We start from the raw sequence: 22457 nt of genomic DNA on the forward strand, positions 1-22457 counted from the left end.
ACGAGACAACGAGACGAGGACCTTGATCGACATGACCGCTGCGTATTTCAGCGTACCGACGCTTTGCGCCATCGCGCTCGTGCACGTGTACTGGGCGTTCGGCGGGCGATTGGGCAAGCGCGCGGCCATTCCGGAGCAGGATGGCGTACCGCTGTTGCGGCCGACTGCGGTCGGCACGCTTGCCGTCGCGCTCGCGCTGCTGGGCGGTGCAGGCGCGGTCGCCGCGCGTGCCGGCTGGCTGGGGCGCAACGCGTATCCCTGCACGATCGCGTTCGCGATCGTTGCGCTCGCATTGATCTTCGCGGTGCGGGCCGTCGGCGATTTCCGCTACGTCGGCTTCTTCAAACGCATTCGCGGGTCGCGTTTCGCGCGGATGGATACGCTGTATTACTCGCCGCTGTGCGCGGCGCTGGCGCTGTCGATCGCGTCGATGTTCTGGCCGTGGTGAGAGAGGAACGTGCATGATTCAATCCGCGCGCGTATCGATTAGCTCGAGATATTCGGCCGGCACGGCATCGATCAGCCACACATCGTTTTCGGCGGCGAAGAACGTGTGGCCCTGCCGGTGCATCAGCTGCGCCGCGACTTCGAGGATCGCGGGCACGCCGTAACGCGCGCCGACGGTCAGCGCCGTCCGGATGTCCGCCGGCAGATACACGTGATGAGGGGCGCCGGGTTCCGTCGCCGCCTGATCGTCGCTGTCCGCCATTTCCTCATCCTTGCACATTCCGGCATCCGGTTTTTCCATTGTTGCTGATTTCGATGCACTGAATTGCATTGAACCCTCTAGCAATGGAACCGGTTCCATATATAATTCGCGGCACTCGTCGCCAGGCCCGGAAAGAGGGTCGTGCACGTTGCGCTTGCCGTCGGCAGGCGCGACGTCTAAGTTGAATAAGGGTCATGGGCGATGACGGAAAGATGCCGGCCGATGCCGGTATTTGTCCGACGATAGGGCCCGCAAAGAGGTCGCTCCGCGCAACGCCGCCGGCCCCGGGGCGAGTGCGGCTGCAATGACGGCGCCACCGCGAATCGCGGCCGGGCGCCAGCGTCGAGGTTGTGCGCAACACACGAAAGAACAGGGCGACCGGCCGCTTGCGGCACGGCTGCCGTGCCGGGCACGCGGCATGCGGAATGCGCGCGTCCGAACCCCGATCCCCAACGATCAACATCCGACCATGTCCACGCCACCTGACAAACCCAATTCGCGTCGCCGTTTCCTGCGCACGTCGGTCGCGCTCGTGCCGATCGCGTCGGTCGCCGGCTGCGACCTGCATTCGTCGTCGCCGTCCGCGACGACCGCCGGCAACGCGTCCACTGCGGCGGCCAGCGCCGAACGCGCGCCGTACAAGCCGACCTTTTTCGATGCGAAGGAATGGGCGTTCGTCCAGGCCGCCGTCGACCGGCTGATTCCGGCCGACGCCGAAGGCCCCGGCGCGCTCGAAGCGGGCGTGCCGGAATTCATCGATCGCCAGATGGAGACGCCGTATGCGCACGGCGCGACGTGGTACATGCAGGGGCCGTTCCAGCAGGGCGTGCCCGAGCTCGGCTACCAGTTGAAGCTGGTGCCGCGCGACATCTACCGGCTCGGCATCGCGGCCGTCAACCGCTATTGCGAAAAGGCGCACGGCAAGGCGTTCGCGGATCTCGACGCGCCGACGCGCGACACGGTGCTCGGCGCGCTGGAAAAGGGCGGCGCGCAGATCGACGACGTCCCGCCCGGCGTGTTCCTCGGCCAGTTGCTGCAGAACACGCGCGAAGGCTACTTCTGCGATCCGGTGCATGGCGGCAATCGCGACATGGCCGCGTGGAAGATGATCGGTTTCCCGGGCGCACGCGCGGACTTCATGGATTTCGTCAACCAGAGCGGCAAGCCTTATCCGTACGGCCCCGTCTCGATCAACGGGGAGCGCAGCTGATGGCCGCAGACAAGAAGCCGCACGTCGATGCGGTGATCGTCGGCTTCGGCTGGACCGGCGCGATTCTCGCGAAGGAACTGACCGAAGCGGGCCTGAACGTCGTCGCGCTGGAGCGCGGCGAATATCGCGACACCTATCCGGACGGCGCGTACCCGAACACGATCGACGAGCTGACCTACAACATCCGCAAGAAGCTGTTCCTCGACCTGTCGAAGACGACCGTGTCGATCCGCCACGGCCTGCAGGACACCGCGCTGCCGTACCGGCAGCTCGCCGCGTTCCTGCCGGGCGAAGGCGTCGGCGGCGCGGGGCTGCACTGGTCGGGCGTGCACTTCCGGATCACGCCGGAAGAGCTGCGCCTGCGCAGCCACTATGAAGAGCGCTACGGCAAGAAATTCATCCCCGAAGGGATGACGATCCAGGATACGGGCGTCACGTACGACGAGCTCGAGCCGCATTTCGATTTCGCCGAGAAGGTGTTCGGCACGTCGGGGCAGGCGTACAAGGTCGGCGGCAAGGTGGTCGGCGACGGCAACGTGTTCGAGGCGAACCGCAGCGACAACTTCCCGCTGCCGGCGCAGCTCAATACGTATTCGGCGCAGCGCTTCTTCGATGCCGCACACTCGCTCGGCCTGCATCCGTACCGGCTGCCGTCGGCGAACACGTCGGGCCCGTACACGAACCCGTACGGCGTGCAGATGGGCCCGTGCAACTTCTGCGGCTACTGCAGCGGCTACGCGTGCTACATGTATTCGAAGGCGTCGCCGAACCTGAACATCCTGCCGGCGCTGAAGCAGGCGCCGAACTTCGAGCTGCGCTCGAAGTGCCACGTGCTGCGCGTCGACCTCGATGACACGAAGAAGCGCGCGACCGGCGTGACCTACGTCGATCCGGCCGGGCGTGAAGTGCACCAGCCGGCCGATCTCGTGATCGTGGCCGCGTTCCAGTATCACAACGTGCACCTGCTGCTGCTGTCGGGCATCGGCAAGCCGTACGATCCGATCTCGGGCGAAGGCGTGGTCGGCCGCAATTTCGCGTACCAGAACCTGTCGACGATCAAGGCGTTCTTCGACAAGGACACCTACACGAACCCGTTCATCGGCGCGGGCGGCAACGGCGTCGCGGTGGACGACTTCAACGCGGACAATTTCGACCACGGCCCGCTCGGCTTCGTCGGCGGCTCGCCGTTGTGGGTGAACCAGGCCGGCGTGAAGCCGATCAGCGGCATCGCCACGCCGCCCGGCACGCCGCAGTGGGGCTCGGCGTGGAAGAAGGCGGTCAAGGACAACTACGCGCACACGATCTCGATGGACGCGCACGGCACCAACATGTCGTACCGCGACGTGTATCTCGACCTCGATCCGACCTATCGCGATTCGTACGGCCAGCCGCTGTTGCGGATGACGTTCGACTGGAAGGACAACGACATCAGGATGGCGCAGTACGTGACCGGCCAGATGAAAAAGATCGCGGAAGCGATGGGGCCGAAGGCCATCGGCGTGTCGACGCGCGAGTTCGGCAAGCACTTCGACTCGCGCCAGTACCAGACGACCCATCTCGTCGGCGGCGCGATCATGGGCACCGACCCGAAGACGAGCGTGCTGAACCGCTACCTGCAGTGCTGGGACGTGCACAACGTGTTCGTGATGGGCGCGTCCGCGCTGCCGCAGGGCATCGGCTACAACCCGACCGGGATCATCGCGGCGCTGGCCTACTGGTCGGCACGTGCGATCCGCGAGCAATACCTGAAAAATCCCGCCCCGCTGGTGACCGTATGAAGAGGACGATGAACCACCACAACGCCGCGCGTCCGGTGTCCCCGCTGCGGCGCGCGCTGGCGATCGGCACGGCCTGGGCGGCATTCGGTCTGGCGGGCGGCGCCGCGTTCGCGCAGCCGGCGTCTACGCCGGCCGCGGCTTCGGGCGCGGCGGCTGCGCCTGTCGCCCAGTCCGCCGACGCGGCGCTCGTGAAGCGCGGCGAATACCTCGCCCGCGCGGGCGACTGCATCGCCTGCCACACCGCGAACGGCGGCAAGCCGTTCGCCGGCGGCCTGAAGTTCGACACGCCGATCGGCGGCATCTACTCGACGAACATCACGCCGGACCCGAAGACGGGCCTCGGGGGCTGGACCTATGAGGACTTCACCCGCGCGGTGCGCGAAGGCGTGCGCAAGAACGGCGACACGATGTATCCGGCGATGCCGTTCCCGTCGTATTCGCGCCTGACCGACGACGACATGAAGGCGCTGTACGCGTACTTCATGCACGGCGTCGCGCCGGTCGAGCACGAGAACCGCAAGGTGGACATCGTGTGGCCACTGTCGATGCGCTGGCCGCTCGGCATCTGGCGCAAGCTGTTCGCGCCGGCGCCGAAGCCGTTCGACGCGGCGCCGTACACCGACCCGGTGGTCGCCCGCGGCGCGTATCTGGTGCAGGGGCTCGGCCATTGCGGCGCATGCCACACGCCGCGCGCGCCGACGATGCAGGAGCGCGGGCTGACCGACGCGGACGGCCTCGACTTCCTGGCCGGCGGCGCGGCGATCGACGGCTGGGTGCCGACCAGCCTGCGCGGCGAGCCGCGCACGGGCCTCGGCACGTGGAACGAAACCGAGATCGTGCAGTTCCTGAAGACCGGCCGTACGCTGCGCACGGCCGCGTTCGGCGGGATGACGGACGTGGTCGGCCACAGCATGCAGCACATGACCGACGACGACCTGAACGCGATCGCACGCTACCTGAAGACGTTGCCGCCGCGCGTGCAGGGCGAGCAGCCGCACGTGTACGACGCGGCCGCCGCGAAGGCGCTGCAGACCGGCGACGCGAGCAAGCCGGGCGCGGCCGTCTATCGCGACAACTGCATGGCCTGCCACCGCAGCGACGGCCACGGCTACACGCGCGTGTTCCCGGCGCTCGCCGGCAACCCGGTCGTGCAGGGCGACGATCCGACCTCGCTGATCCACGTCGTGCTGGAAGGCAGCGCGCTGCAGGGCACGCGCACCGCGCCGTCGACCTTCACGATGCCGCCGTTCGGCTGGCGCCTGTCGGACCAGGAAGTCGCGGACGTGTCGAACTTCGTGCGCACGAGCTGGGGCAACACGGGCGCGCCGGTGACAGCCGCGCAGGTCGCGAAGGTGCGCAAGAGCGTGCCGTCGACGCGGCCCGAGCCGCCGCCGGGCGCGCGGTTCCCGCAAGCGTCGCGCTGACGGGAGCGGCGGGGCGCTCGCCCCGCCTGTCGCGCGGTCCACGTCGACGTGCGACCGGGCCCGCCATGCCTTTCACTTCGCCGGGGTCGCGCCCCGCCAACCGGCGCCGCCGCGTGAAATTTTCGCGGCTGCGCGCCATTCTTCCGCCTCATCCCTTATCCTTTCACTCTTGAACCTTACTAAATAGTTACAAGAGCTTGGGAGGGGGGATGCCTCATGACGTCAGCCTGATTGCGTTGCTCGCGGCCGGTTTCGGTCTCGCGATGATCTTCGGTTACCTCGCGTCGCTGCTGAAAATGCCGCCGCTCGTCGGCTATCTGCTTGCCGGGATCGTGATCGGCCCCGGCACGCCCGGTTTCGTCGGCGATCTGTCGCTCGCGCAGCAGCTCGCGGAAGTCGGCGTGATGCTGCTGATGTTCGGCGTCGGCCTGCATTTTTCGCTCGGCGATCTCCTCGCGGTGCGCAAGATCGCGCTGCCGGGCGCCATCGTGCAGATCACCGTCGCGACGCTGCTCGGCGGCGGGCTCGCGCTCACCTGGGGCTGGAGCCTCGGTGCGGCGCTGGTGTTCGGGCTGGCGCTGTCGGTCGCGAGCACCGTCGTGCTGCTGCGCGCGCTCGAGGGACGCGGGCTCGTCGAAACGGTCAACGGGCGTATCGCGGTGGGCTGGCTGGTCGTCGAGGATCTCGTGATGGTGCTCGTGCTGGTGCTGCTGCCGCCGGTGGCGGGACTGCTCGGCGGCACGCCGCCCGGTGACGCGCACGCGGCCGGCGGCAGCGTGTGGAGCACGCTCGGCGTCACGATGCTGAAGGTCGCCGCGTTCATCGCGCTGATGCTGGTGGTCGGCAAGCGCGTGTTCCCGCGCATTCTGTGGCTCGTCGCGCGCACGGGCTCGCGCGAGCTGTTCACGCTTTGCATGATTGCGGCGGCGGTCGGCATCGCGTTCGGCGCGGCGAAGCTGTTCGACGTGTCGTTCGCGCTCGGCGCGTTCTTCGCCGGGATGATGATGCGCGAGTCGGAATTCAGCCGGCGCGCGGCCGACGAGACGCTGCCGCTGCGCGACGCGTTCTCGGTGCTGTTCTTCATCTCGGTCGGCATGCTGTTCGACCCGAAAGTATTGCTCGACGAGCCGCTGCACGTGATCGAGGTCGCGGCGATCGTGCTGATCGGCAAGACGGTCGCGGCCGTCGCGCTCGTGATCGCATTCCGCTATCCGCTGAACACCGCGCTGACCGTCGGCGCGGGCCTCGCGCAGATCGGCGAATTCTCGTTCATCCTCGCGGGGCTCGGCCGTGCGCTCGGGCTGCTGTCGGCCGAAGGGCAGAGCCTGATTCTCGCGGTCGCGCTGATCTCGATCGCGATGAACACGCTGCTGTTCGCGATGATCGATCCGGCGCTCGCGTGGATTCGCAAGCATTCGGCGTTCGCGCGCAAGCTCGAGGCGCGCGACGATCCGCTCGCCGCGCTGCCGATGTCGACGCCGCAGACGCACCTGACCGGGCAGGTCGTGATCGTCGGCTACGGCAAGGTCGGCACGCGGATCGCGCATGCGCTGGACGAGCGGGGGATCGCGTATGTCGTCGTCGAGCAGAATCGCGAGCTCGTCGAGAAGCTGCGCGCGGACGGCATCGCGGCCGTGTCGGGCGACGCGATCGAGCCGATCGTGCTGGTGCAGGCGCATATCGCCCGCGCCGGGATGCTGGTCGTCACGCTGCCCGACGTGTTCGACGTGCGGCAGATCGTCGAGATTTCGCGCACGCTCAACCCGACGCTCGAAGTCGTGCTGTGCACGAACAGTAGCGACGAGGCCGCGCTGCTGTCGAACGAGGGGATCGGCACCGTGTTCATGGGCGAGACCGAACTCGCGCGCGGGATGACCGAGCACGTGCTCGGCCGGATGGCGAAGCCGGTCGCGGCCGCGCATTGACGGCGCGCGGCATCGCGCACCGGGCAGCGCACGGCGGCGCGGGCGGCCGCCGGCGCTGCCGGCTTCAGTCTCAGTAGAACGTCTCGAGTGTCAGTTCCTGCGCCATCACGCGATTGCCGGCCAGCAGGCCGCCGTCGACCGGCAGCGCGACACCAGTGATGATCCGCGCGGCCGGCGAGCACAGGAACAGCGCCGCCTGCGCGACGTCGTCGGGCGTCGCGAAATCGTCGAGCGGATACCATTTCCTCAATTGCTCGAATACCTGCGGGTTGCGCTGCACGCGCGCTTCCCACGCGGGTGTCTTGACCGTGCCGGGCAACACGATGTTCGCGCGCACGCCGTCGCGGCCGTATTCGATCGCGAGCGACTTCGTGTAGCTGATCAGCCCGGCCTTCGCCGCGCTGTAGGCCGGATGCCCGAGCGCATGCACGCCGTTGACCGAACCGATGATCGCGATCGCGCCGCGCCCGCGGGCGCGCATGCCGGGCAGCACGGCTTCCACGCTCACGTAGGTGGCGGTCAGGTTCGCATCGAGATCGGTGCGCCAGCTTGCGGGCGTCGTGTCGCGCAGCGTGGTCGAGGCGGCCGTGCCCGCGTTCGCGACCAGCACGTCGACTTCCGGATGCGATTCGAGCATCGAGCACAGGCGCTCGGCGTCGGTGAGATCGTCGACGACCGGCGTCGCGCGCCCATCGGCGAGCGTCCCGATGAAGCGGTCGAGCGCCGCGCGGTCGCGATCGAGCGCGAGCACGCGGTCGCCGGCTGCGAGGAAGGTGCGGCACAGCGCCTGGCCGATGCCGCCGGCGGCGCCCGTCACGAGGGTGGTGCGTGTCATGTCGGCTCCTGGTGCGGGTTCACAGGCCGAGCGCGGCGCGCGCCTGCTTCTCGTTGTCGCGCGTGATCAGCGTGCCGGACGTCAGCACGAGCGGCGGCGGCGCCTGGTTCTTCGTGATCCAGTCGTACATGTTGATGCTCGTCTGGTAGCCGTGCTGGCGCGGATTCAGCAGGATCGAACCGTAGAAGCCCGTCGGCTTCGGCTTCGCGAACTCGTTGAGCGCGATCTGGCTGCCGTTGATGCCGACCGCGACCATCGCATCCGCGCCGATGCCGCGCCCCTCGGCGGCGCGCACCGCGCCGACTGTCGTGTCGTCGTTCGAGCCGAATGCGACCCAGCGCTTGAAGTTCGCATGCTTGGTGAGCGCGATGTTCGCCGCGTTGAATGCGCCTTCGGTGTCGGCCGTCATCTCGGGCGCGTCGATCACGTTCGCGGCCGGAAAGCCGGCGGCCTTCAGCGCGTCGACCGCGCCGGTCGTGCGCTCGCGCGCGGTCGGCAACTGGTCGTACGCGAGCCGGATGATGCCGACTTCGGCCGGATTCCAGCCGCGCCGCTTCGTCTCGTCCGCGATCGCCTGGCCGACCTGCTGGCCGATCTTGTAAGCGGAGATGCCCATGTGCGGCACGCCCGGGAGCGGTGCGCCGTGGCCGTCGACGAGCTGGTCGTCGACCGACATCAGCTTGATCCCCGCGCGCCTGGCTTTCGCCGCGATGCCGGGGCCGAGCTTCACGTCGGGCGCGCAGATGATCACGCCTTGCGCCTTTTGCGCGGCGAGGCTGTCGAGCGCAGTCGACACCTTCTCGCCGCTCGGCGCCGCGATCCTGATCAACGTGAAGTGCTGTTCCTTCGCGGCCTGTTCGGCGAAGCGCCATTCGTCCTGGAACCACGGATCGTCCGGCTGTTTGACGAGGAAGCCGATCTTCACGTCGGCGGCATCGGCCGCCCGGGCCGGGGCGCCGCCCAGCAGCGTGACGCTCGCGGTGGCCAGCACGAGCGTTTTCCAGTGGAATCGCATGCGTCTCTCTCCGTTGTTGTAGTCGGGCGCGCAGGCAAGGCCGCCTGCGGCGCGCAAAAATTGTAGGAGGACGCGGCGGGAACGCTCAAATGATGCGGTGCGTTCCTAGAGAGTGGGATGGGGCGGGGCGATGCGGACCCGGCACCGCCCGTGGCTTCGTCAGCCGGCGGCGGCCGGCTTCGCGGGTGCGGGGGGGCCGGCTTGCGCGGTGGTCCTGGGCGACGCCGACGGTTTCTGCGTGACGGCCGTCGTCGCTGCCGCCGCTTTCGGCGCGGAGACCGTCTTCTGCGGCGCGGCGGCCTTCACCGGCGCGTTCTTCTCCGCTTCGACCGGCGCGTCGGGCGGCACGCCGAGCAGCTGCAACGAGCCGCTCGTGACCGACGCGAACACCGGGCCGGCCACCGTGCCGCCGTAGTAACCCTTGCCGCGCGGCTCGTCGATCATCACCGCGACGATCAGGCGCGGGTTGCTCATCGGCGCCATCCCCGCGAACAGCGCGCGGTACTTGCCCTTCGCGTAGCTCGCGCCGACCTGCTTGCGCGCGGTCCCGGTCTTGCCGCCGATCCGGTAGCCGTCGACGCGCGCGCGGCGCCCCGTGCCGCCTTCGCCGACCGCCATCTCGAGCATCGAGCGGATCGCGGCGGCGGTTTGCGGCGACGTCACGCGGTGGCCGCGGTGCGCGTCGATCGTCTGCTGATCGGTGCCGTTCTTCAGCAGCGACACCGGGTGCAGCGTGCCGTCGCCCGCATAGGCGGTGTAGGTCTGCGCGATCTGCAGCAGCGACATCGACAGCCCGTAGCCGTACGCCATCGTCGCCTGCTCGATCGGCCGCCAGCGCTTGTAGCCGCGCAGCCGGCCCGACGCGACGCCCGGGAACGTCAGCTCCGGCGCGCGGCCGATCCCGTACTCCTGGTATTTGTTCCAGATCGTTTCGGCGGGCAGGTTCAGCGCCAGTTTCGCGAGCGCGACGTTGCTCGACTTCTGCAGCGCCTGCGATACCGTCAGCGACCCGTGGTTCGACGTGTCGTGGATCACCGCCGGGCCGATCTTGTAGGTGCCCGGCGACGTGTTGATGATCGTGTTCGGCGTGACCTTGCGCTCGTCGATCGACAGCGCGACGACGAGCGGCTTGATCGTCGAGCCCGGTTCGAACGTGTCGATCACCGCGCGGTTGCGCAGTTGCTGGCCGGTGAGGCGGGCGCGGTCGTTCGGATCGAAGGTCGGGTAGTTCGCGAGCGCGAGGATCTCGCCGTTCTGCGCGTCGAGCACGACGACGCTGCCGGCTACCGCGTTGTTCTCGATCACGGCCGCCTTGAGCTGGCTGAAGGCGAGCTGCTGGATGCGGCGGTCGATCGTCAGCTCGATCGTCGCGCCGTGCTGCGCGGGGACGAGCGGGCGCGTGTCCGACACGATGCGGCCGAGCCGGTCGCGGATCACCTCGCGCTGGCCGGACGTGCCTTGCAGGCGCGCGTTGGCCGCGAGCTCGACGCCTTCCTGGCCCTTGTCCTCGACGTTCGTGAAGCCGACCACGTGCGCGGCCGATTCGCCTTCCGGGTAGAAGCGCTTCGAATCGGCGATCTGCGTGATGCCGTCGATCGCGAGCTTGTCGAGCCGGCTCGCGGTATCCGCGTCGACCTGCCGCTTGAGCAGCACGAACGTCTTGTCGTTGCCGAGACGCCGCTTCACCTCGACGAGCGGCATGTCGAGCAGCTTCGCGATCTGCGGGTAATCGGTGTCGGCGACCTGTTTCGGGTTCGCCCAGATTTCATAGGTCGACAGGCTGACCGCGAGCATCGCGCCGTTGCGGTCGACGATGCGCCCGCGCATCGCGTCGAGCTCGATCGTGCGCTGATAACGCTTCTGGCCCTGGCCGACGTAGAAATCCTGGTTCGCGACCTGCACCCAGAAAGCGCGCGCGATCAGCGCGGCGAACGCGAGGAACACGACGACCACGATCAGCCGCGAGCGCCACATCGGCAGGCGCGACGCGAGCATCGGATTCTTGGTCGCCGCTGCGTACGGATCGGCAGGGTGGGTCTTCTTTTTTACGCTCATGCAATGGCCGGGTCGGGCCGCCGGGCGGCGGCGGGTCAGTCTGAATAATGCGATTGTAATAAATGAGTAAACACCGTGTGGGGAAAGTATGTTCCGGCCCCGCAAAAAGGCGAATGGCAGGCGATCGGGAACACGGCGGAAAAGGGAGGAAGGCGGGGCCGGGCAGGCGTTCGCGGCGGCTGCACAGGACGAAACACGCACGAGCGTCGCATGCCGATCCGAGCGTGCGGTCTTCGCCGCCGCTCGATCGCGAGCGTCCCGGCGCGCGATCAATTGCCCGCACCCCGGTTATTTCTTTAATCCAGAAAATGAAAAGCGCCTCGAACCGAGGCGCCATTCATGCTGAATATCGAAATGAATATCACCGATACCGGAATAAACCCGAAAACCGCAGACGATTCATGTCAATAATACCTATCGGGCAACGGAAATAAATTCCCGATATTCCGGCTGGGTGGTGCAGGTATCGACCGCCTGCAGCCGCCACGCGCCGTCGGGATGTTCGCCGGCGAGCACCGCGGGCCCTTGTTCACGCCGCGTCGCATCGAACGACAACCCCTTCAACTGACAGACGGCATTGCCGCTGTCGGCCGCGCAGAGGGCCATCGCGCCCTCGACGTCGCGGATCTTGCCCCAGGTCGGAAGGTCGATGCCCTGATGTGCCTCGCGCGACCACAGCCCCTCGTCGGTATCGACCCACAGTACCGCGAAGGAATGCCGGGTTGCCGATTCGCTGCCATTAATCCGAATGGTGAGGCGCATTGCATCGTCTCCTGAAAAAAATGACACATTCGACCGTTTGGACTTGAACAGTCTAGATAGACTGGTGTGAAACGCAAGTGATAATCCGCAATAAATCCGTATTGGGTCTATTTCGGTTTCAGATGAAACGACGTCTGACGATTCATGGTCATTCCCAAGGCGTCAGCACACGCGGGGGACACCGGCGATCGCGATGTCCATGCGAAGACGCGCGGCGGTCCAGACATGGGATGACAGTGCCGCCGGCCGCGTCGATCGGTCGCGCGCCGGCCGCCGCCGAAACCGCCGCGGCGGCGCGATCCGGCACCGCCCGGACGCGGCCCGAGCGAACGTTTCAGCGTGTTGACGCGGCGGCCGGCACGACACACTCCGACAATCGCGTACAAATCGGCACACTTTCACGAAACTTTCGGGACAGACTTGCATGCGTTCGGGCCCCACACTGGGACCTTCCCGATCCTGTGCCGCGGACGCCCGTCCGCGCCGGCTGCCGCCACCTCGTGCCAGAGCGCGATCGACGCGATCGCAGGCCGCACGCCCGATCGGGAGCCGCCGGGGCGCGCGTCAGCCCCGGCCCGGCCGGTGAGCCGTACGCCGCCCGCAACCGCGGGCACCGCGCCGCCCGGCCGACTCTTCGAAGGAGACTATCGTGCTGATCTGGAAAACCGCGTTGTCGCTCAACTGGCGGACGAGCCTCGTGTCGCCGGCCAGCGCACCGGTCGCGGCGGCGAACGTCGGACGGCTGGTGCTGACCGGCGCCACCGGTTTCATCGGCAGTACCGTGCTGACGGCGCTCGTCAATGCAGGGCTGCTCGAACGCATCGTCTGCGTCGTGCGTGCGCAGGACCGCGGCCATGCGGTCGCGCGGCTGCGTGAAGCGGCGTTGCGCGCGGGGCTTGCGCCGTACTGGGCGTCGCGCCTGACCGATGCGAACGTGATCGTCGGCGCGCTCGGCGACGTGTGGCACGGCGCCGATGCACCGCGTCTGGCCGGCGCGACGCACGTGATTCACTGCGCGGGCCACGCATCGCCGGCCGACGGCGCGCATCTGCGGGCCGACATCGCCGATGCGGTGCACTTTGCCGAACGCTTTGCGCGCGCGCCGCGCCTGCAGCGCTTCGTGTACGTCGGCACGGCCTACGCGCATGCGGGCCGCGGCGGAATCGTGCAGGAGGAGGCGGAGCGCGACGCGGGGAACGACGCCGCGCCGGGCGACGACGGCCTGCCGGGCGCGGTGCTCGCGGCCGACTACCTGCACGCGAAGGCGGAAACGGAGCAGCGCCTGCGCGCGCTCGGGCTGCCGCTCGTCGTCGTGCGGCCGTCGCACGTGGTCGGCCACACGGTGCTCGGGACGCGGCCCGCGCCGAATTCGTTCTGGATGTTCCGGCTCGCGCACGCGGCGCGCCGCTTCACCGCGCGGCCGATGACGCGCATCGACATCGTGTCGGTGGACGACGTGGCGCGCGCGACGATGCTGCTGGCCGTCAAGCCGACGCTCGCGCACGACGTCTATCACGTGTCGGCCGGCGACGAGGCGCCGCAGGTCGCGCAGATCGTGCGCGCGATGGACGAGGCGGCGGGGATGACCGGGGCGCCGCGCTACGCGGCGTGCGCGCCGGCCGAGCTGCCGCTCGTGGTGCGCGACGTGCTCGGGCGCCCCGATCCGGCGCTCGAGCGCGTGATCGGCCGGGCGCTGCAGCGCTGCGGGGAATTCGCGACGGTCGATCGCGTGTTCGACAATCGCCGCGTGCGCGACGAAATCGATTTCGAGCCGCTGCCGTTCATCGATTACGTCGAGGAGTGCATGCGCACGTCGCGCGGCGTGGCCGTGACCGAGCTGATGCGCGGCGCGATCCATTAGGGCCCGTTCACGCGAACGACGCACGTTTCCCTGTCTGGAAAAGTGCATTCGTGGGGCCGGCGCAAGCCCGTTCGACCGCCCGCGCCACACCGGCGCCCGTTCCTGCCGATCGCGGCGCGGGCGCCGTTTTTACGCGTGGCTGCCGAGCTCGATGAGCCGGTCGAGCGCGCGGTAGATATCTTCGAGGCCGTCCTGGCCGAACCGCGACTCGAGCTGACGATATTGCTCGTCGATGCGGGGACCGATTTCCGTCACCAGTTTCCTGCTTTGCGGCGTCAGGCTGACCAGCAGCCGGCGCTGATCCTCCTGCGCACGCGTGCGCGTGATCAGGCCGTCGCGCTCCATCCGTTCCAGCACGCCGGTCAGGCTCGGGCTCAGGATGCAGCAGCGTTTCGCGATCTGACCGGCTTCGAGCGCCTGCGCCGGTTCGCCGTCGAGCACGCGGATGATCCGCCATTGCTGTTCGGTCAGCGAGAATTCCTTGAGAATGGGGCGAAACAAACCCATCAGCGTTTCGCGAGCCTCGAGCAGCAGCATGGCCAGGTTGCGATGGTCGAGCGTACGGTTCATCGGGGGAGAGCAGAGGACGGGGACGCATCAATCTTAACAGCCGAAGCTGATGAATTTCGCCTATCAGGGTAATCGAGGTTGCCAGCGCTCGATTGTTTACTTAAGATATTAACTATTGACGATGCGCCGCGACGCGCGGCAGGGGAATGACGCATGGAGCTGTCTTGCACGACCGCCGCGGCGCCGCCGTTGCCGGTCGCCATCGGTACCGTCTACGGGGCGCTGCTCAACGAGCGCGCGGCGCTCGACGCGCTCGGCGACGCCGTGAATGCGCCGCCTTACGGCCGCCCGCCGCAGGCGCCGATCCTGTACATCAAATCCGTCAACACGCATGCGGCCGACGGCGCCGCCGTCGTCGTGCCGGCCGGCGTCGACGCGCTGGAGATCGGCGCGTCGGTGGCCGTCGTGTTCGCCCGGCGCGCGACGCGCGTGGCGGCCGCGCAGGCACTCGACTACGTGCACGGCTTCACGCTCGCGAGCGACGTGTCGGTGCCGCATCCCGACTACTACCGGCCGGCCGTGCGCTTCAAGTGCCGTGACGGTTTCTGCCCGCTCGGCCCGGCGATCGTGCCGGCCGCCGCGCTCGCCGACGTCGACGCGATCGGCCTGACGGTGCGGATCGACGGCGAGGTGGCCGCGTCCGCGTCGACCGGGACGCTGATTCGCCCGGTGCGCGCGCTGATCGCCGACGTGACGGCGTTCATGTCGTTCGACGCGGGCGACGTGCTGTTGCTCGGCGTCGCGGGCGGTGCACCGCATGCCCGCGCGGGCAGCACGATCGAGATCGCCGCGGCCGGCATCGGCACGTTGCGGCATACGCTGATGGCGGAGGGAGCACGATGAAGACGGCGCGCGTGATCTACAACGGCGCACTGCATGCGGCCGAACCGGCCGGCGACGGCGCGATCCGCCTGGATACGGGGCGGGTGGTGGCCGAGGACGCGGTGGCGTGGTTGCCGCCCGTCGCGCCGCGCACGACCTTCGCGCTCGGCCTGAACTACGCCGACCACGCGAAGGAACTCGCGTTCAACGCACCGACCGAGCCGCTGATTTTCCTGAAGGGGCCGAACACGTTCGTCGGCCACCGGTCGCTCACCGTGCGCCCGGCGGACGCCACGCACATGCACTACGAGTGCGAGCTGGCCGTCGTGATCGGCCGCCCGGCGCGCCGCGTGAACCGCGCGCAGGCGATCGACTACGTGGCCGGCTATACGGTCGCGAACGACTACGCGATCCGCGACTATCTCGAAAACTACTACCGCCCGAACCTGCGCGTGAAGAACCGCGACACCTGCACGCCGCTCGGGCCGTGGTTCGTCAGCCGCAACGAGATCGGCGACGCGGGCGACCTGATGCTGCGCACGACGGTGAACGGCCGGGAGACGCAGCGCGGCAGCACGCGCGACATGGTGTTCGACGTGCCGGCGCTGATCGAGCACATCAGCAGCTTCATGACGCTTTCGCCGGGCGACCTGATCCTGACCGGCACGCCCGAGGGGCTGGCGGACACGCAGCCGGGCGACGAAGTCGTGACCGAAATCGAAGGGATCGGCCGGCTCGTGAACACGATCGTCGGCGAAGCGGACTACTATCGCGCCGGCTGAGGCCGTCGCCCAAGGAAGGAGAGCACATGACCATCAAGCACTGGATCGGCGGCCGCGAAGTGGAGAGCCGCGAAACCTTCACGACGCTGAACCCGGCGACGGGTGAAGTCATCACCGACGTCGCGTCGGGCGGCGAGACCGAGGTCGACGCGGCCGTGCGCGCCGCGAAGGAAGCGTTCCCGAAATGGGCGAACACGCCGGCCAAGGAGCGCGCAAAGCTGATGCGCAAGCTCGGCGAGCTGATCGAGAAGAACGTGCCGATGCTCGCCGCGCTGGAGACGCAGGACACCGGCCTGCCGATCGCGCAGACGAGCAAGCAGCTGATTCCGCGCGCGTCCGAGAACTTCAACTTCTTCGCGGAAGTGTGCGTGCAGATGAACGGCCGCACCTATCCGGTCGACGACCAGATGCTCAACTACACGCTGTACCAGCCGGTCGGCGTATGTGCGCTGGTGTCGCCGTGGAACGTGCCGTTCATGACGGCCACGTGGAAGACGGCGCCGTGTCTCGCGCTCGGCAACACGGCCGTGCTGAAGATGTCGGAGCTGTCGCCGCTGACGGCCGACCAGCTCGGCCGGCTCGCGCTCGAAGCCGGCATCCCGCCCGGCGTGCTGAACGTCGTGCAGGGTTACGGCGCGACGGCCGGCGATGCGCTCGTGCGGCATCCGGACGTGCGCGCGGTGTCGTTTACCGGCGGCACGGTCACCGGCAAGCGGATCATGGAACGCGCGGGCCTCAAGAAGTATTCGATGGAGCTCGGCGGCAAGTCGCCGGTGCTCATTTTCGACGACGCCGATTTCGATCGCGCGCTCGACGCGTCGCTGTTCACGATCTTCTCGATCAACGGCGAACGCTGCACCGCCGGCTCGCGGATCTTCGTGCAACGCACGATCTACGACCGCTTCGTGCAGGAATTCGCGCGCCGCGCGAACAACCTGGTGGTCGGCGATCCGGCCGATCCGGGCACGAATCTCGGCGCGATGATCACGCGCCAGCACTGGGAAAAGGTGACGGGCTACATCCGCATCGGCGAGCAGGAAGGCGCGCGCGTGGTCGCCGGCGGCGCGGACAAGCCGGCCGGGCTGCCCGACCATCTGCGCAACGGCAACTTCGTGCGGCCGACCGTGTTCGCCGACGTCGACAACCGGATGCGCATCGCGCAGGAGGAGATCTTCGGGCCGGTCGCGTGCATCATCCCGTTCGACGACGAAGACGACGGGCTGCGGCTTGCGAACGACACGGCGTACGGCCTCGCGTCGTACATCTGGACGCAGGACGTCGGCAAGGTGCATCGCCTCGCGCGCGGCATCGAGGCCGGGATGGTGTTCGTCAACAGCCAGAACGTGCGCGACCTGCGCCAGCCGTTCGGCGGCGTGAAGGAATCGGGTACCGGGCGCGAGGGCGGCGAGTACAGTTTCGAGGTGTTCGCCGAGATCAAGAACGTGTGCATTTCGATGGGTTCGCATCACGTCCCGCGCTGGGGCGTGTGACGGACGCCGGCCGTGTTGTCGCAAGAACGATAGGGAGACTTGAACGATGGGCAAACTGTCCCTCGCCGCGAAAATCACGCACGTGCCGTCGATGTACCTGTCGGAATTGCCCGGCAAGCATCACGGCTGCCGTGAAGCGGCGATCCGCGGCCACCAGCTGATCGGCGAGCGTTGCCGCGCGCTCGGCGTCGACACGATCGTCGTGTCGGACGTGCACTGGCTCGTCAACGCGGGCTATCACGTGAACTGCAATGCGCGGTTCGCGGGCACCTATACGAGCAACGAGCTGCCGCATTTCATCCGCGACATGCAGTACGCGTATCCGGGCAACCCGGCGCTCGGCCGGCTGATCGCGGAAACGGCCACCGAGCGCGGCGTCGCGACGCGCGCACACGAGATCGACAGCCTCGAACTCGAATACGGCACGCTCGTGCCGATGCGCTACATGAACGGCGACCAGCATTTCAAGGTCGTGTCGATCGCCGGCTGGTGCATGTGGCACACGCTCGACGAAAGCCGGCGCTTCGGCGAGGCGCTGCTCGAAGCGATCGAGAAGAGCGATTCGAACGTCGCGTTCCTCGCGAGCGGCTCGCTGTCGCACCGCTTCAACGACAACGGCAGCCCCGAGGAATCGATCCATCAGATCAGTCGCGAATTCTTCCGGCAGGTCGACCTGCGCGTGGTCGAGCTGTGGAAGCAGGGCGATTTCAAGACCTTCTGCGCGATGCTGCCCGAGTACAACACGCATTGCCACGGCGAAGGCGGCATGCACGACACCGCGATGCTGCTCGGGCTGCTCGGCTGGGATCGTTACGACCGGCCCGTCGAGATCGTCACCGACTATTTCGCGAGCTCGGGCACCGGGCAGATCAACGCGATCTTCCCGCTGCCCTGAGCGTTGCCGCCCGCCACGCCCTCGAATCCGACCGGAGAGTTGCCATGCCACACATCGTCGTCGAATACACCGCGAACATCCGCGACGACGCTCGCATTCCCGCGCTGCTGCGCACGATCAACGCGACGCTGATCGCGCAGGGCGGCGTGTTCCCGACCGGCGGCATCCGGTCGCGCGCGATCGAGCTGCACGACTACTGCGTCGCCGACGGCACGGAGGACGACGCGTTCGTCCACGTGACGCTGAAGATCGGCTCGGGCCGCACCGATGCGCAGAAAAAAGCCGCGTGCGACGCGCTGTTCGACGCGATCAAGGCCCATTTCGCCGAGCTGTACGCGAAACGCTATCTCGCGCTGTCGATGGAACTGACCGAGTTCAGCGAAAGCGGCTCGTACAAGCACAACAACATTCACGCCCGCTACAAGCGGGCCGGCTGAACCCCATTCCCGATCCGACCATGCTCGAACCCGCCCTCATCGACCAGCTCGCGCACCGTCTGCACGACGCCGAGCGCGCACGCACGCAGATCCGCCAGATTTCGCTCGACCATCCCGACATCACGATCGACGACGCCTATGCGATCCAGCGCGCGTGGGTAACCCTCAAGCTCGCGGAAGGCCGCACGCTGAAGGGACACAAGATCGGCCTCACGTCGAAGGCGATGCAGAGTTCGTCGCAGATCGACGAGCCCGACTACGGTGCGCTGCTCGACGACATGTTCTTCGCGGACGGCGGCACGATCCCGACCGGCCGCTTCATCGTGCCGCGCGTCGAGGTCGAGCTCGCGTTCGTGCTCGGCAAGCGGCTCACCGGCCCGAACTGCACGATCTTCGACGTGTACGACGCGGTCGACTACGTGGTGCCCGCGCTCGAGATCATCGACGCGCGCAGCCAGTCGATCGACCCCGACACCCAGCGGCCGCGCAAGGTGTTCGACACGATCGCCGACAACGCGGCGAACGCGGGCGTCGTGATCGGCGGCCGGCCGGTGCGCCCGCAGGACGTCGATTTGCGCTGGGTCGCGGCGATCATGTCGCGCAACGGCGTGGTCGAGGAAACCGGCGTGGCAGCCGGCGTGCTGAACCATCCGGCGAACGGCGTCGCGTGGCTCGCGAACCGGCTGTCGCGCTTCGACGTCGCGCTGGAGCCGGGGCAGATCGTGCTCGGCGGGTCGTTTACGCGGCCGTGCGCGGCGCGCTCGGGCGATACGTTCAGCGTCGACTACGGCCCGCTCGGGACGATCCAGTGCTATTTCGAGTGAGGTGAGCGAACGATGCAGATTCCGTCGAATGTCTTCAAGGCCGCGCTCGCGCGCGGCGACGCGCAGATCGGTTTGTGGCTCGGTCTCGCGAATCCGTACAGCGCCGAAGTGGTCGCGGGCGCCGGTTTCGACTGGCTGCTGATCGACGGCGAACATGCGCCGAACACGGTGCCGACGATCCTCGCGCAACTGCAGGCGATCGCGCCGTATCCGTCGCATCCGGTCGTGCGCGTGCCGTGGAACGATCCGGTGATCGTCAAGCAGGTGCTCGATCTCGGCGCGCAGACGCTGCTCGTGCCGATGGTGCAGAGCGCGGACGAGGCGCGCGCGGCGGTGGCGGCGACCCGTTACCCGCCGCACGGGATTCGCGGTGTCGGCAGTGCGCTGGCGCGCGCATCGCGGTGGAATCGCGTCGGCGAGTACCTGCATCGCGCGAACGACGAGATGGCCGTGCTCGTGCAGGTCGAGACGCGCGCGGGGCTGGGGGCGATCGATGCGATCGCGCGGGTCGACGGCGTCGATGGCGTGTTCATCGGGCCGGCTGATCTTGCGGCCGATCTCGGCCATCTCGGCCATCCGGGGCACCCGGACGTGCAGACCGCGATCGACGGCGCGATCCGCGCGATCAACGCGGCCGGCAAGGCGCCGGGCATCCTGAGCGCGGATGAAGCAGCCGCGCGGCGCTATCTGGAAGCGGGCGCGTCGTTCGTCGCGGTCGGCGTCGATACGACGCTGCTGGCACGGAGCGCGGAGCGGCTCGCCGCGCAGTTCAAGGGGAGTGGTGGCGGCGCCGCGAAGCAGGGCGACGGCACGTATTGACGCAGCGGCGGGCGGTTTTCCCGTGCCGACTGCCGGCCGTTCGTCGCTCGGCGTCATGCCCGCGCATGGCGGCCGTACTTATCCCGGTGCTTGCCGTCCCGCCTCCAGGTACCTTCCCGGCGTCGTCCCCAGCGCGCGCCGGAACATGTCGATGAACGCGCTCACGTTGTCGTACCCGAGATCGAGCGCGATCGTCGTCACCGGCACGCCGTCGGCAATGCGCTCCAGCGCCCGCAGCAGCCTGGCCTGCTGACGCCACTGCGCGAACGTCAGCCCCGTCTCGGCGACGAAGCGGCGGCTCATCGTCCGCGCGCCGATGCCGGCCCATTCGGCCCATTCCTCCAGCCGCCGGTCGTTCGCGAGATCCGCGGCCAGCGCATCGGTGATCTTCACGAGCCGCGGGTCCCGCGGCCGGACCAGCCCCAGCGCCTCGGCTTCCGACGCCGCGATTTCATCGAGGATCACGTCGGCGATCCGCGTCTGCGCGGCATTCAGATCGGAATCGCCCCAGCTCGCCGCGCGCTGCACGGCTTCGCGCAGCAGCGGCGTCGTGCGGATCGCGCGCGGCGTCGCCGGCAGCGCCGCGCAGCGGGCTTCGGCGACGAACGCCGACCAGCCGGCAATCGGCCCGAACGAACGCAACGAATGCCGGCAATGCGGCGGAATCCAGATTGCATGAATCGCCGGCACGACCCACTCCTGGTCGTCGAGGCCGATCGTCACGAGCCCGCTCAGCGCGCCGACGAGCTGGCCGCGCGCATGCGAATGCGGCGCGGTGATGCGCGGGTCGCGTTGCGACAGGACGGCGGCGACCACGAACGGGCCGTCGTCGGACGTGACGAAGCGGGCGGGCAGGAGTGGATCGGACATGGCCGGATATCGGTATCGAATGGCTGTTATACCGGAGATCGGCCGGATTCGCACGCCTACACTGCGTCCATCGATGACAACCGGAGTACGACGCGATGCGAGCCGAACAGATGCTTCCCGACCATGCCGACCGGATCGATGCCGGCGGAACGACGATCCGCAAGGGGACCGTCGGCGCGTTTCTGGTCAACGCGCGTGTATTGATCGACCCGAACGCTGCCCCGGCCGAGCGGGCGCGTGCGGAGGCCGACGCGATCGATGCGTTGCCCGCGCTGCGTGCGCTCGGCCTGTTCGACGTGCTGGAAGTACGCGACCCCGCGCTGCGCGCATGGCTCGATGCCCGGTAAGGCCCACTCTCCAGAATCGAAGGAATCACCATGAAAGCAGCAGTCGTCGAAGGCGCCGGACAGCGTCCGGTTTATACGGAGTTCGAACCGCCGGGCGCGATGCCGGGCCACAGCGTGATCGACGTGACGGCGTCCGCGCTGAGCCGCATCGCGCAGGGGCGTGCGGCGGGTACGCACTATTCCTCCGTTGGCGCTTATCCGTTCGTTGTGGGTGTCGACGGCGTGGGGCGTCTCGATGATGGCCGGCGCGTCTACTTCTTCGGTGCGCCCGCGCCGTTCGGTGCGATGGCCGAACGCACGATCGCGCCGGATACGCAGTGCGTGCCGCTGCCGGACGCGCTCGACGATGTCACGGCCGCGGCGATCGCGATTCCGGGGATGTCGTCGTGGGCGGCGCTGACCGAACGCGCGAGGTTCGTCGCGGGCGAGACGGTGCTCGTCAATGGCGCAACGGGCACGTCGGGGCGGCTTGCGGTGCGGATCGCGAAGCATCTCGGCGCGGCGAAGGTGATCGCGACGGGCCGCAACGCGGCCGCGTTGCAGGCGTTGCTGAGTGCCGGCGCGGACGCGGTGGTGTCGCTGCAGCAGGACGACGTGCATCTGGCGCGGGCGCTCGAACCGCATTTCCGCGCGGGCGTGGACGTCGTGCTCGATTATCTGTGGGGCGCCAGCGCGCAGACGCTGCTGGTTGTCGCCGCGAAGGCGACGCCCGGCGGCCGGCGGCTGCGTTTCGTGGAGATCGGCTCGATCAGCGGCGCGGACGTGCTGTTACCGGGCGCCGTGCTGCGCGCGACCGCGATCGAGCTGATGGGCAGCGGCTTGGGCAGCGTGCCGTTGCCGCGCCTGCTGGCGTCGGTGCGCGGCGTGTTCGAAGCGGCCGGGGAGGCAGGACTCGCGATCGACACGCGCACGGTGCCGCTGTCGGCCGTTGGCGAACACTGGGGCGATTCGAGCAGCGTCGTGCGCCCGGTGTTCACGATGCGTGGCGGGTGAGCGGCGGATCGCCACGTGGCGGGCCGGATGTGGC

At 68.3% G+C, this 22457-nt stretch carries 22 protein-coding genes; 15 read left to right on the forward strand and 7 right to left on the reverse strand.

Annotation, left to right across the window (positions count from 1 at the left end; all coding sequences use genetic code 11):
• Positions 1–31 precede the first annotated feature (31 nt).
• Positions 32–448 carry a DUF3995 domain-containing protein gene (locus tag KU887_RS18290; protein WP_043204794.1) on the forward strand — a complete coding sequence of 139 codons (417 nt, stop codon included), beginning with the start codon at positions 32–34 and terminating at the stop codon, positions 446–448.
• Between the two features lie 18 nt (positions 449–466).
• On the opposite strand, the gene KU887_RS18295 is transcribed toward KU887_RS18290, so the two are convergent.
• Complete coding sequence (locus KU887_RS18295) at positions 467–808, reverse strand: 2'-phosphotransferase (protein WP_258257016.1); 342 nt, start codon at positions 806–808, stop codon at positions 467–469.
• A gap of 370 nt (positions 809–1178) precedes the next feature.
• On the opposite strand from KU887_RS18295, the gene KU887_RS18300 reads away from it, so the two are divergent.
• From KU887_RS18300 to KU887_RS18315, 4 genes are all read left to right on the forward strand, one after another.
• Positions 1179–1919: a gluconate 2-dehydrogenase subunit 3 family protein gene (locus KU887_RS18300; protein ID WP_006491164.1), complete on the forward strand. Its 741-nt coding sequence runs from the start codon at positions 1179–1181 to the stop codon at positions 1917–1919.
• Complete coding sequence (locus tag KU887_RS18305) at positions 1919–3697, forward strand: GMC family oxidoreductase (protein ID WP_006491161.1); 1779 nt, start codon at positions 1919–1921, stop codon at positions 3695–3697. Before KU887_RS18300 ends, KU887_RS18305 begins: the two co-directional genes overlap by 1 nt.
• Positions 3694–5121: a cytochrome c gene (locus tag KU887_RS18310; RefSeq protein ID WP_060265898.1), complete on the forward strand. Its 1428-nt coding sequence runs from the start codon at positions 3694–3696 to the stop codon at positions 5119–5121. The genes KU887_RS18305 and KU887_RS18310 overlap by 4 nt, the downstream gene beginning before the upstream one ends.
• A 209-nt stretch (positions 5122–5330) precedes the next feature.
• The gene (locus tag KU887_RS18315) at positions 5331–7046 is read left to right on the forward strand and encodes a cation:proton antiporter (RefSeq protein ID WP_006493088.1); all 1716 of its coding nucleotides are present in this window, start codon (positions 5331–5333) and stop codon (positions 7044–7046) included.
• A gap of 70 nt (positions 7047–7116) precedes the next feature.
• On the opposite strand, the gene KU887_RS18320 is transcribed toward KU887_RS18315, so the two are convergent.
• From KU887_RS18320 to KU887_RS18335, 4 genes are all read right to left on the reverse strand, one after another.
• Complete coding sequence (locus tag KU887_RS18320; RefSeq protein WP_006483553.1) at positions 7117–7881, reverse strand: SDR family oxidoreductase; 765 nt, start codon at positions 7879–7881, stop codon at positions 7117–7119.
• A 19-nt stretch (positions 7882–7900) separates the two neighbouring features.
• Positions 7901–8896 carry an arabinose ABC transporter substrate-binding protein gene (locus KU887_RS18325; RefSeq protein ID WP_006483551.1) on the reverse strand — a complete coding sequence of 332 codons (996 nt, stop codon included), beginning with the start codon at positions 8894–8896 and terminating at the stop codon, positions 7901–7903.
• Positions 8897–9055: 159 nt separating this feature from the next.
• On the reverse strand, positions 9056–10951 hold the full coding sequence (locus tag KU887_RS18330; protein ID WP_048985571.1) for a penicillin-binding protein 2: 1896 nt from the start codon (positions 10949–10951) through the stop codon (positions 9056–9058).
• Positions 10952–11365: 414 nt separating this feature from the next.
• Positions 11366–11713: a DUF3564 family protein gene (locus KU887_RS18335; RefSeq protein WP_109342429.1), complete on the reverse strand. Its 348-nt coding sequence runs from the start codon at positions 11711–11713 to the stop codon at positions 11366–11368.
• Between the two features lie 649 nt (positions 11714–12362).
• Between KU887_RS18335 and KU887_RS18340 the strand changes: the two genes are divergently transcribed.
• Entirely contained in the window at positions 12363–13574 is a 1212-nt protein-coding gene (locus tag KU887_RS18340) for an SDR family oxidoreductase (RefSeq protein ID WP_006492943.1), read from the forward strand.
• Positions 13575–13703: 129 nt separating this feature from the next.
• Here the strand turns inward: KU887_RS18340 and hpaR are convergent, their stop codons facing one another.
• Entirely contained in the window at positions 13704–14144 is a 441-nt protein-coding gene (hpaR, locus tag KU887_RS18345; RefSeq protein ID WP_006490704.1) for a homoprotocatechuate degradation operon regulator HpaR, read from the reverse strand.
• A gap of 153 nt (positions 14145–14297) precedes the next feature.
• On the opposite strand from hpaR, the gene KU887_RS18350 reads away from it, so the two are divergent.
• Genes KU887_RS18350 through hpaI form a run of 7 tightly spaced genes read left to right on the forward strand, consistent with a single transcriptional unit; the run spans position 14298 to position 20213 of the window.
• The gene (locus KU887_RS18350; RefSeq protein ID WP_258257022.1) at positions 14298–14987 is read left to right on the forward strand and encodes a fumarylacetoacetate hydrolase family protein; all 690 of its coding nucleotides are present in this window, start codon (positions 14298–14300) and stop codon (positions 14985–14987) included.
• Positions 14984–15748, forward strand: coding sequence for a fumarylacetoacetate hydrolase family protein (locus tag KU887_RS18355; RefSeq protein ID WP_124632818.1), 765 nt, complete (start codon positions 14984–14986; stop codon positions 15746–15748). Before KU887_RS18350 ends, KU887_RS18355 begins: the two co-directional genes overlap by 4 nt.
• A gap of 26 nt (positions 15749–15774) precedes the next feature.
• Positions 15775–17238: a 5-carboxymethyl-2-hydroxymuconate semialdehyde dehydrogenase gene (gene hpaE, locus KU887_RS18360; protein WP_006490715.1), complete on the forward strand. Its 1464-nt coding sequence runs from the start codon at positions 15775–15777 to the stop codon at positions 17236–17238.
• A gap of 46 nt (positions 17239–17284) precedes the next feature.
• A complete protein-coding gene (gene hpaD, locus KU887_RS18365) occupies positions 17285–18133 on the forward strand; it encodes a 3,4-dihydroxyphenylacetate 2,3-dioxygenase (RefSeq protein WP_006494970.1) in 849 nt (282 codons plus the stop codon).
• 44 nt (positions 18134–18177) lie between these two features.
• Positions 18178–18570, forward strand: a complete 393-nt coding sequence (locus tag KU887_RS18370; RefSeq protein ID WP_006494969.1) for a 5-carboxymethyl-2-hydroxymuconate Delta-isomerase — start codon at positions 18178–18180, stop codon at positions 18568–18570.
• A 20-nt stretch (positions 18571–18590) separates the two neighbouring features.
• On the forward strand, positions 18591–19394 hold the full coding sequence (hpaH, locus tag KU887_RS18375) for a 2-oxo-hept-4-ene-1,7-dioate hydratase (RefSeq protein WP_006490710.1): 804 nt from the start codon (positions 18591–18593) through the stop codon (positions 19392–19394).
• A gap of 12 nt (positions 19395–19406) precedes the next feature.
• Positions 19407–20213: a 4-hydroxy-2-oxoheptanedioate aldolase gene (hpaI, locus tag KU887_RS18380; protein ID WP_258257030.1), complete on the forward strand. Its 807-nt coding sequence runs from the start codon at positions 19407–19409 to the stop codon at positions 20211–20213.
• A 78-nt stretch (positions 20214–20291) separates the two neighbouring features.
• Here hpaI and KU887_RS18385 read toward each other — a convergent pair whose 3' ends face one another.
• Positions 20292–21083 (reverse strand): helix-turn-helix domain-containing protein, encoded by a 792-nt coding sequence (locus KU887_RS18385; RefSeq protein ID WP_006490701.1) that lies wholly within the window; start codon positions 21081–21083, stop codon positions 20292–20294.
• Between the two features lie 95 nt (positions 21084–21178).
• Here KU887_RS18385 and KU887_RS18390 point away from each other — a divergent pair, with 95 nt between their 5' ends.
• Together KU887_RS18390 and KU887_RS18395 are read left to right on the forward strand one after the other, a co-directional pair.
• A complete protein-coding gene (locus KU887_RS18390) occupies positions 21179–21430 on the forward strand; it encodes a hypothetical protein (protein WP_006490702.1) in 252 nt (83 codons plus the stop codon).
• Positions 21431–21460: 30 nt separating this feature from the next.
• Entirely contained in the window at positions 21461–22423 is a 963-nt protein-coding gene (locus KU887_RS18395; RefSeq protein ID WP_258257032.1) for a zinc-binding alcohol dehydrogenase family protein, read from the forward strand.
• Positions 22424–22457: the final 34 nt, after the last annotated feature.

The organism is Burkholderia sp. EMB26, from assembly GCF_024730645.1.
Lineage (GTDB): Bacteria > Pseudomonadota > Gammaproteobacteria > Burkholderiales > Burkholderiaceae > Burkholderia > Burkholderia cenocepacia.

Coding starts and splice junctions, on each gene's coding strand:
- KU887_RS18300 (WP_006491164.1), top strand. CDS start 1,179: ATGTCCACGCCACCTGACAAACCCAATTCGCGTCGCCGTTTCCTGCGC.
- hpaE (WP_006490715.1), top strand. CDS start 15,775: ATGACCATCAAGCACTGGATCGGCGGCCGCGAAGTGGAGAGCCGCGAA.
- KU887_RS18370 (WP_006494969.1), top strand. CDS start 18,178: ATGCCACACATCGTCGTCGAATACACCGCGAACATCCGCGACGACGCT.
- KU887_RS18355 (WP_124632818.1), top strand. CDS start 14,984: ATGAAGACGGCGCGCGTGATCTACAACGGCGCACTGCATGCGGCCGAA.
- KU887_RS18385 (WP_006490701.1), bottom strand. CDS start 21,083: ATGTCCGATCCACTCCTGCCCGCCCGCTTCGTCACGTCCGACGACGGC.
- KU887_RS18395 (WP_258257032.1), top strand. CDS start 21,461: ATGAAAGCAGCAGTCGTCGAAGGCGCCGGACAGCGTCCGGTTTATACG.
- KU887_RS18295 (WP_258257016.1), bottom strand. CDS start 808: ATGGAACCGGTTCCATTGCTAGAGGGTTCAATGCAATTCAGTGCATCG.
- KU887_RS18305 (WP_006491161.1), top strand. CDS start 1,919: ATGGCCGCAGACAAGAAGCCGCACGTCGATGCGGTGATCGTCGGCTTC.
- KU887_RS18320 (WP_006483553.1), bottom strand. CDS start 7,881: ATGACACGCACCACCCTCGTGACGGGCGCCGCCGGCGGCATCGGCCAG.
- hpaH (WP_006490710.1), top strand. CDS start 18,591: ATGCTCGAACCCGCCCTCATCGACCAGCTCGCGCACCGTCTGCACGAC.
- hpaI (WP_258257030.1), top strand. CDS start 19,407: ATGCAGATTCCGTCGAATGTCTTCAAGGCCGCGCTCGCGCGCGGCGAC.
- KU887_RS18325 (WP_006483551.1), bottom strand. CDS start 8,896: ATGCGATTCCACTGGAAAACGCTCGTGCTGGCCACCGCGAGCGTCACG.
- hpaR (WP_006490704.1), bottom strand. CDS start 14,144: ATGAACCGTACGCTCGACCATCGCAACCTGGCCATGCTGCTGCTCGAG.
- KU887_RS18335 (WP_109342429.1), bottom strand. CDS start 11,713: ATGCGCCTCACCATTCGGATTAATGGCAGCGAATCGGCAACCCGGCAT.
- KU887_RS18290 (WP_043204794.1), top strand. CDS start 32: ATGACCGCTGCGTATTTCAGCGTACCGACGCTTTGCGCCATCGCGCTC.
- KU887_RS18390 (WP_006490702.1), top strand. CDS start 21,179: ATGCGAGCCGAACAGATGCTTCCCGACCATGCCGACCGGATCGATGCC.
- KU887_RS18315 (WP_006493088.1), top strand. CDS start 5,331: ATGCCTCATGACGTCAGCCTGATTGCGTTGCTCGCGGCCGGTTTCGGT.
- KU887_RS18350 (WP_258257022.1), top strand. CDS start 14,298: ATGGAGCTGTCTTGCACGACCGCCGCGGCGCCGCCGTTGCCGGTCGCC.
- hpaD (WP_006494970.1), top strand. CDS start 17,285: ATGGGCAAACTGTCCCTCGCCGCGAAAATCACGCACGTGCCGTCGATG.
- KU887_RS18310 (WP_060265898.1), top strand. CDS start 3,694: ATGAAGAGGACGATGAACCACCACAACGCCGCGCGTCCGGTGTCCCCG.
- KU887_RS18330 (WP_048985571.1), bottom strand. CDS start 10,951: ATGAGCGTAAAAAAGAAGACCCACCCTGCCGATCCGTACGCAGCGGCG.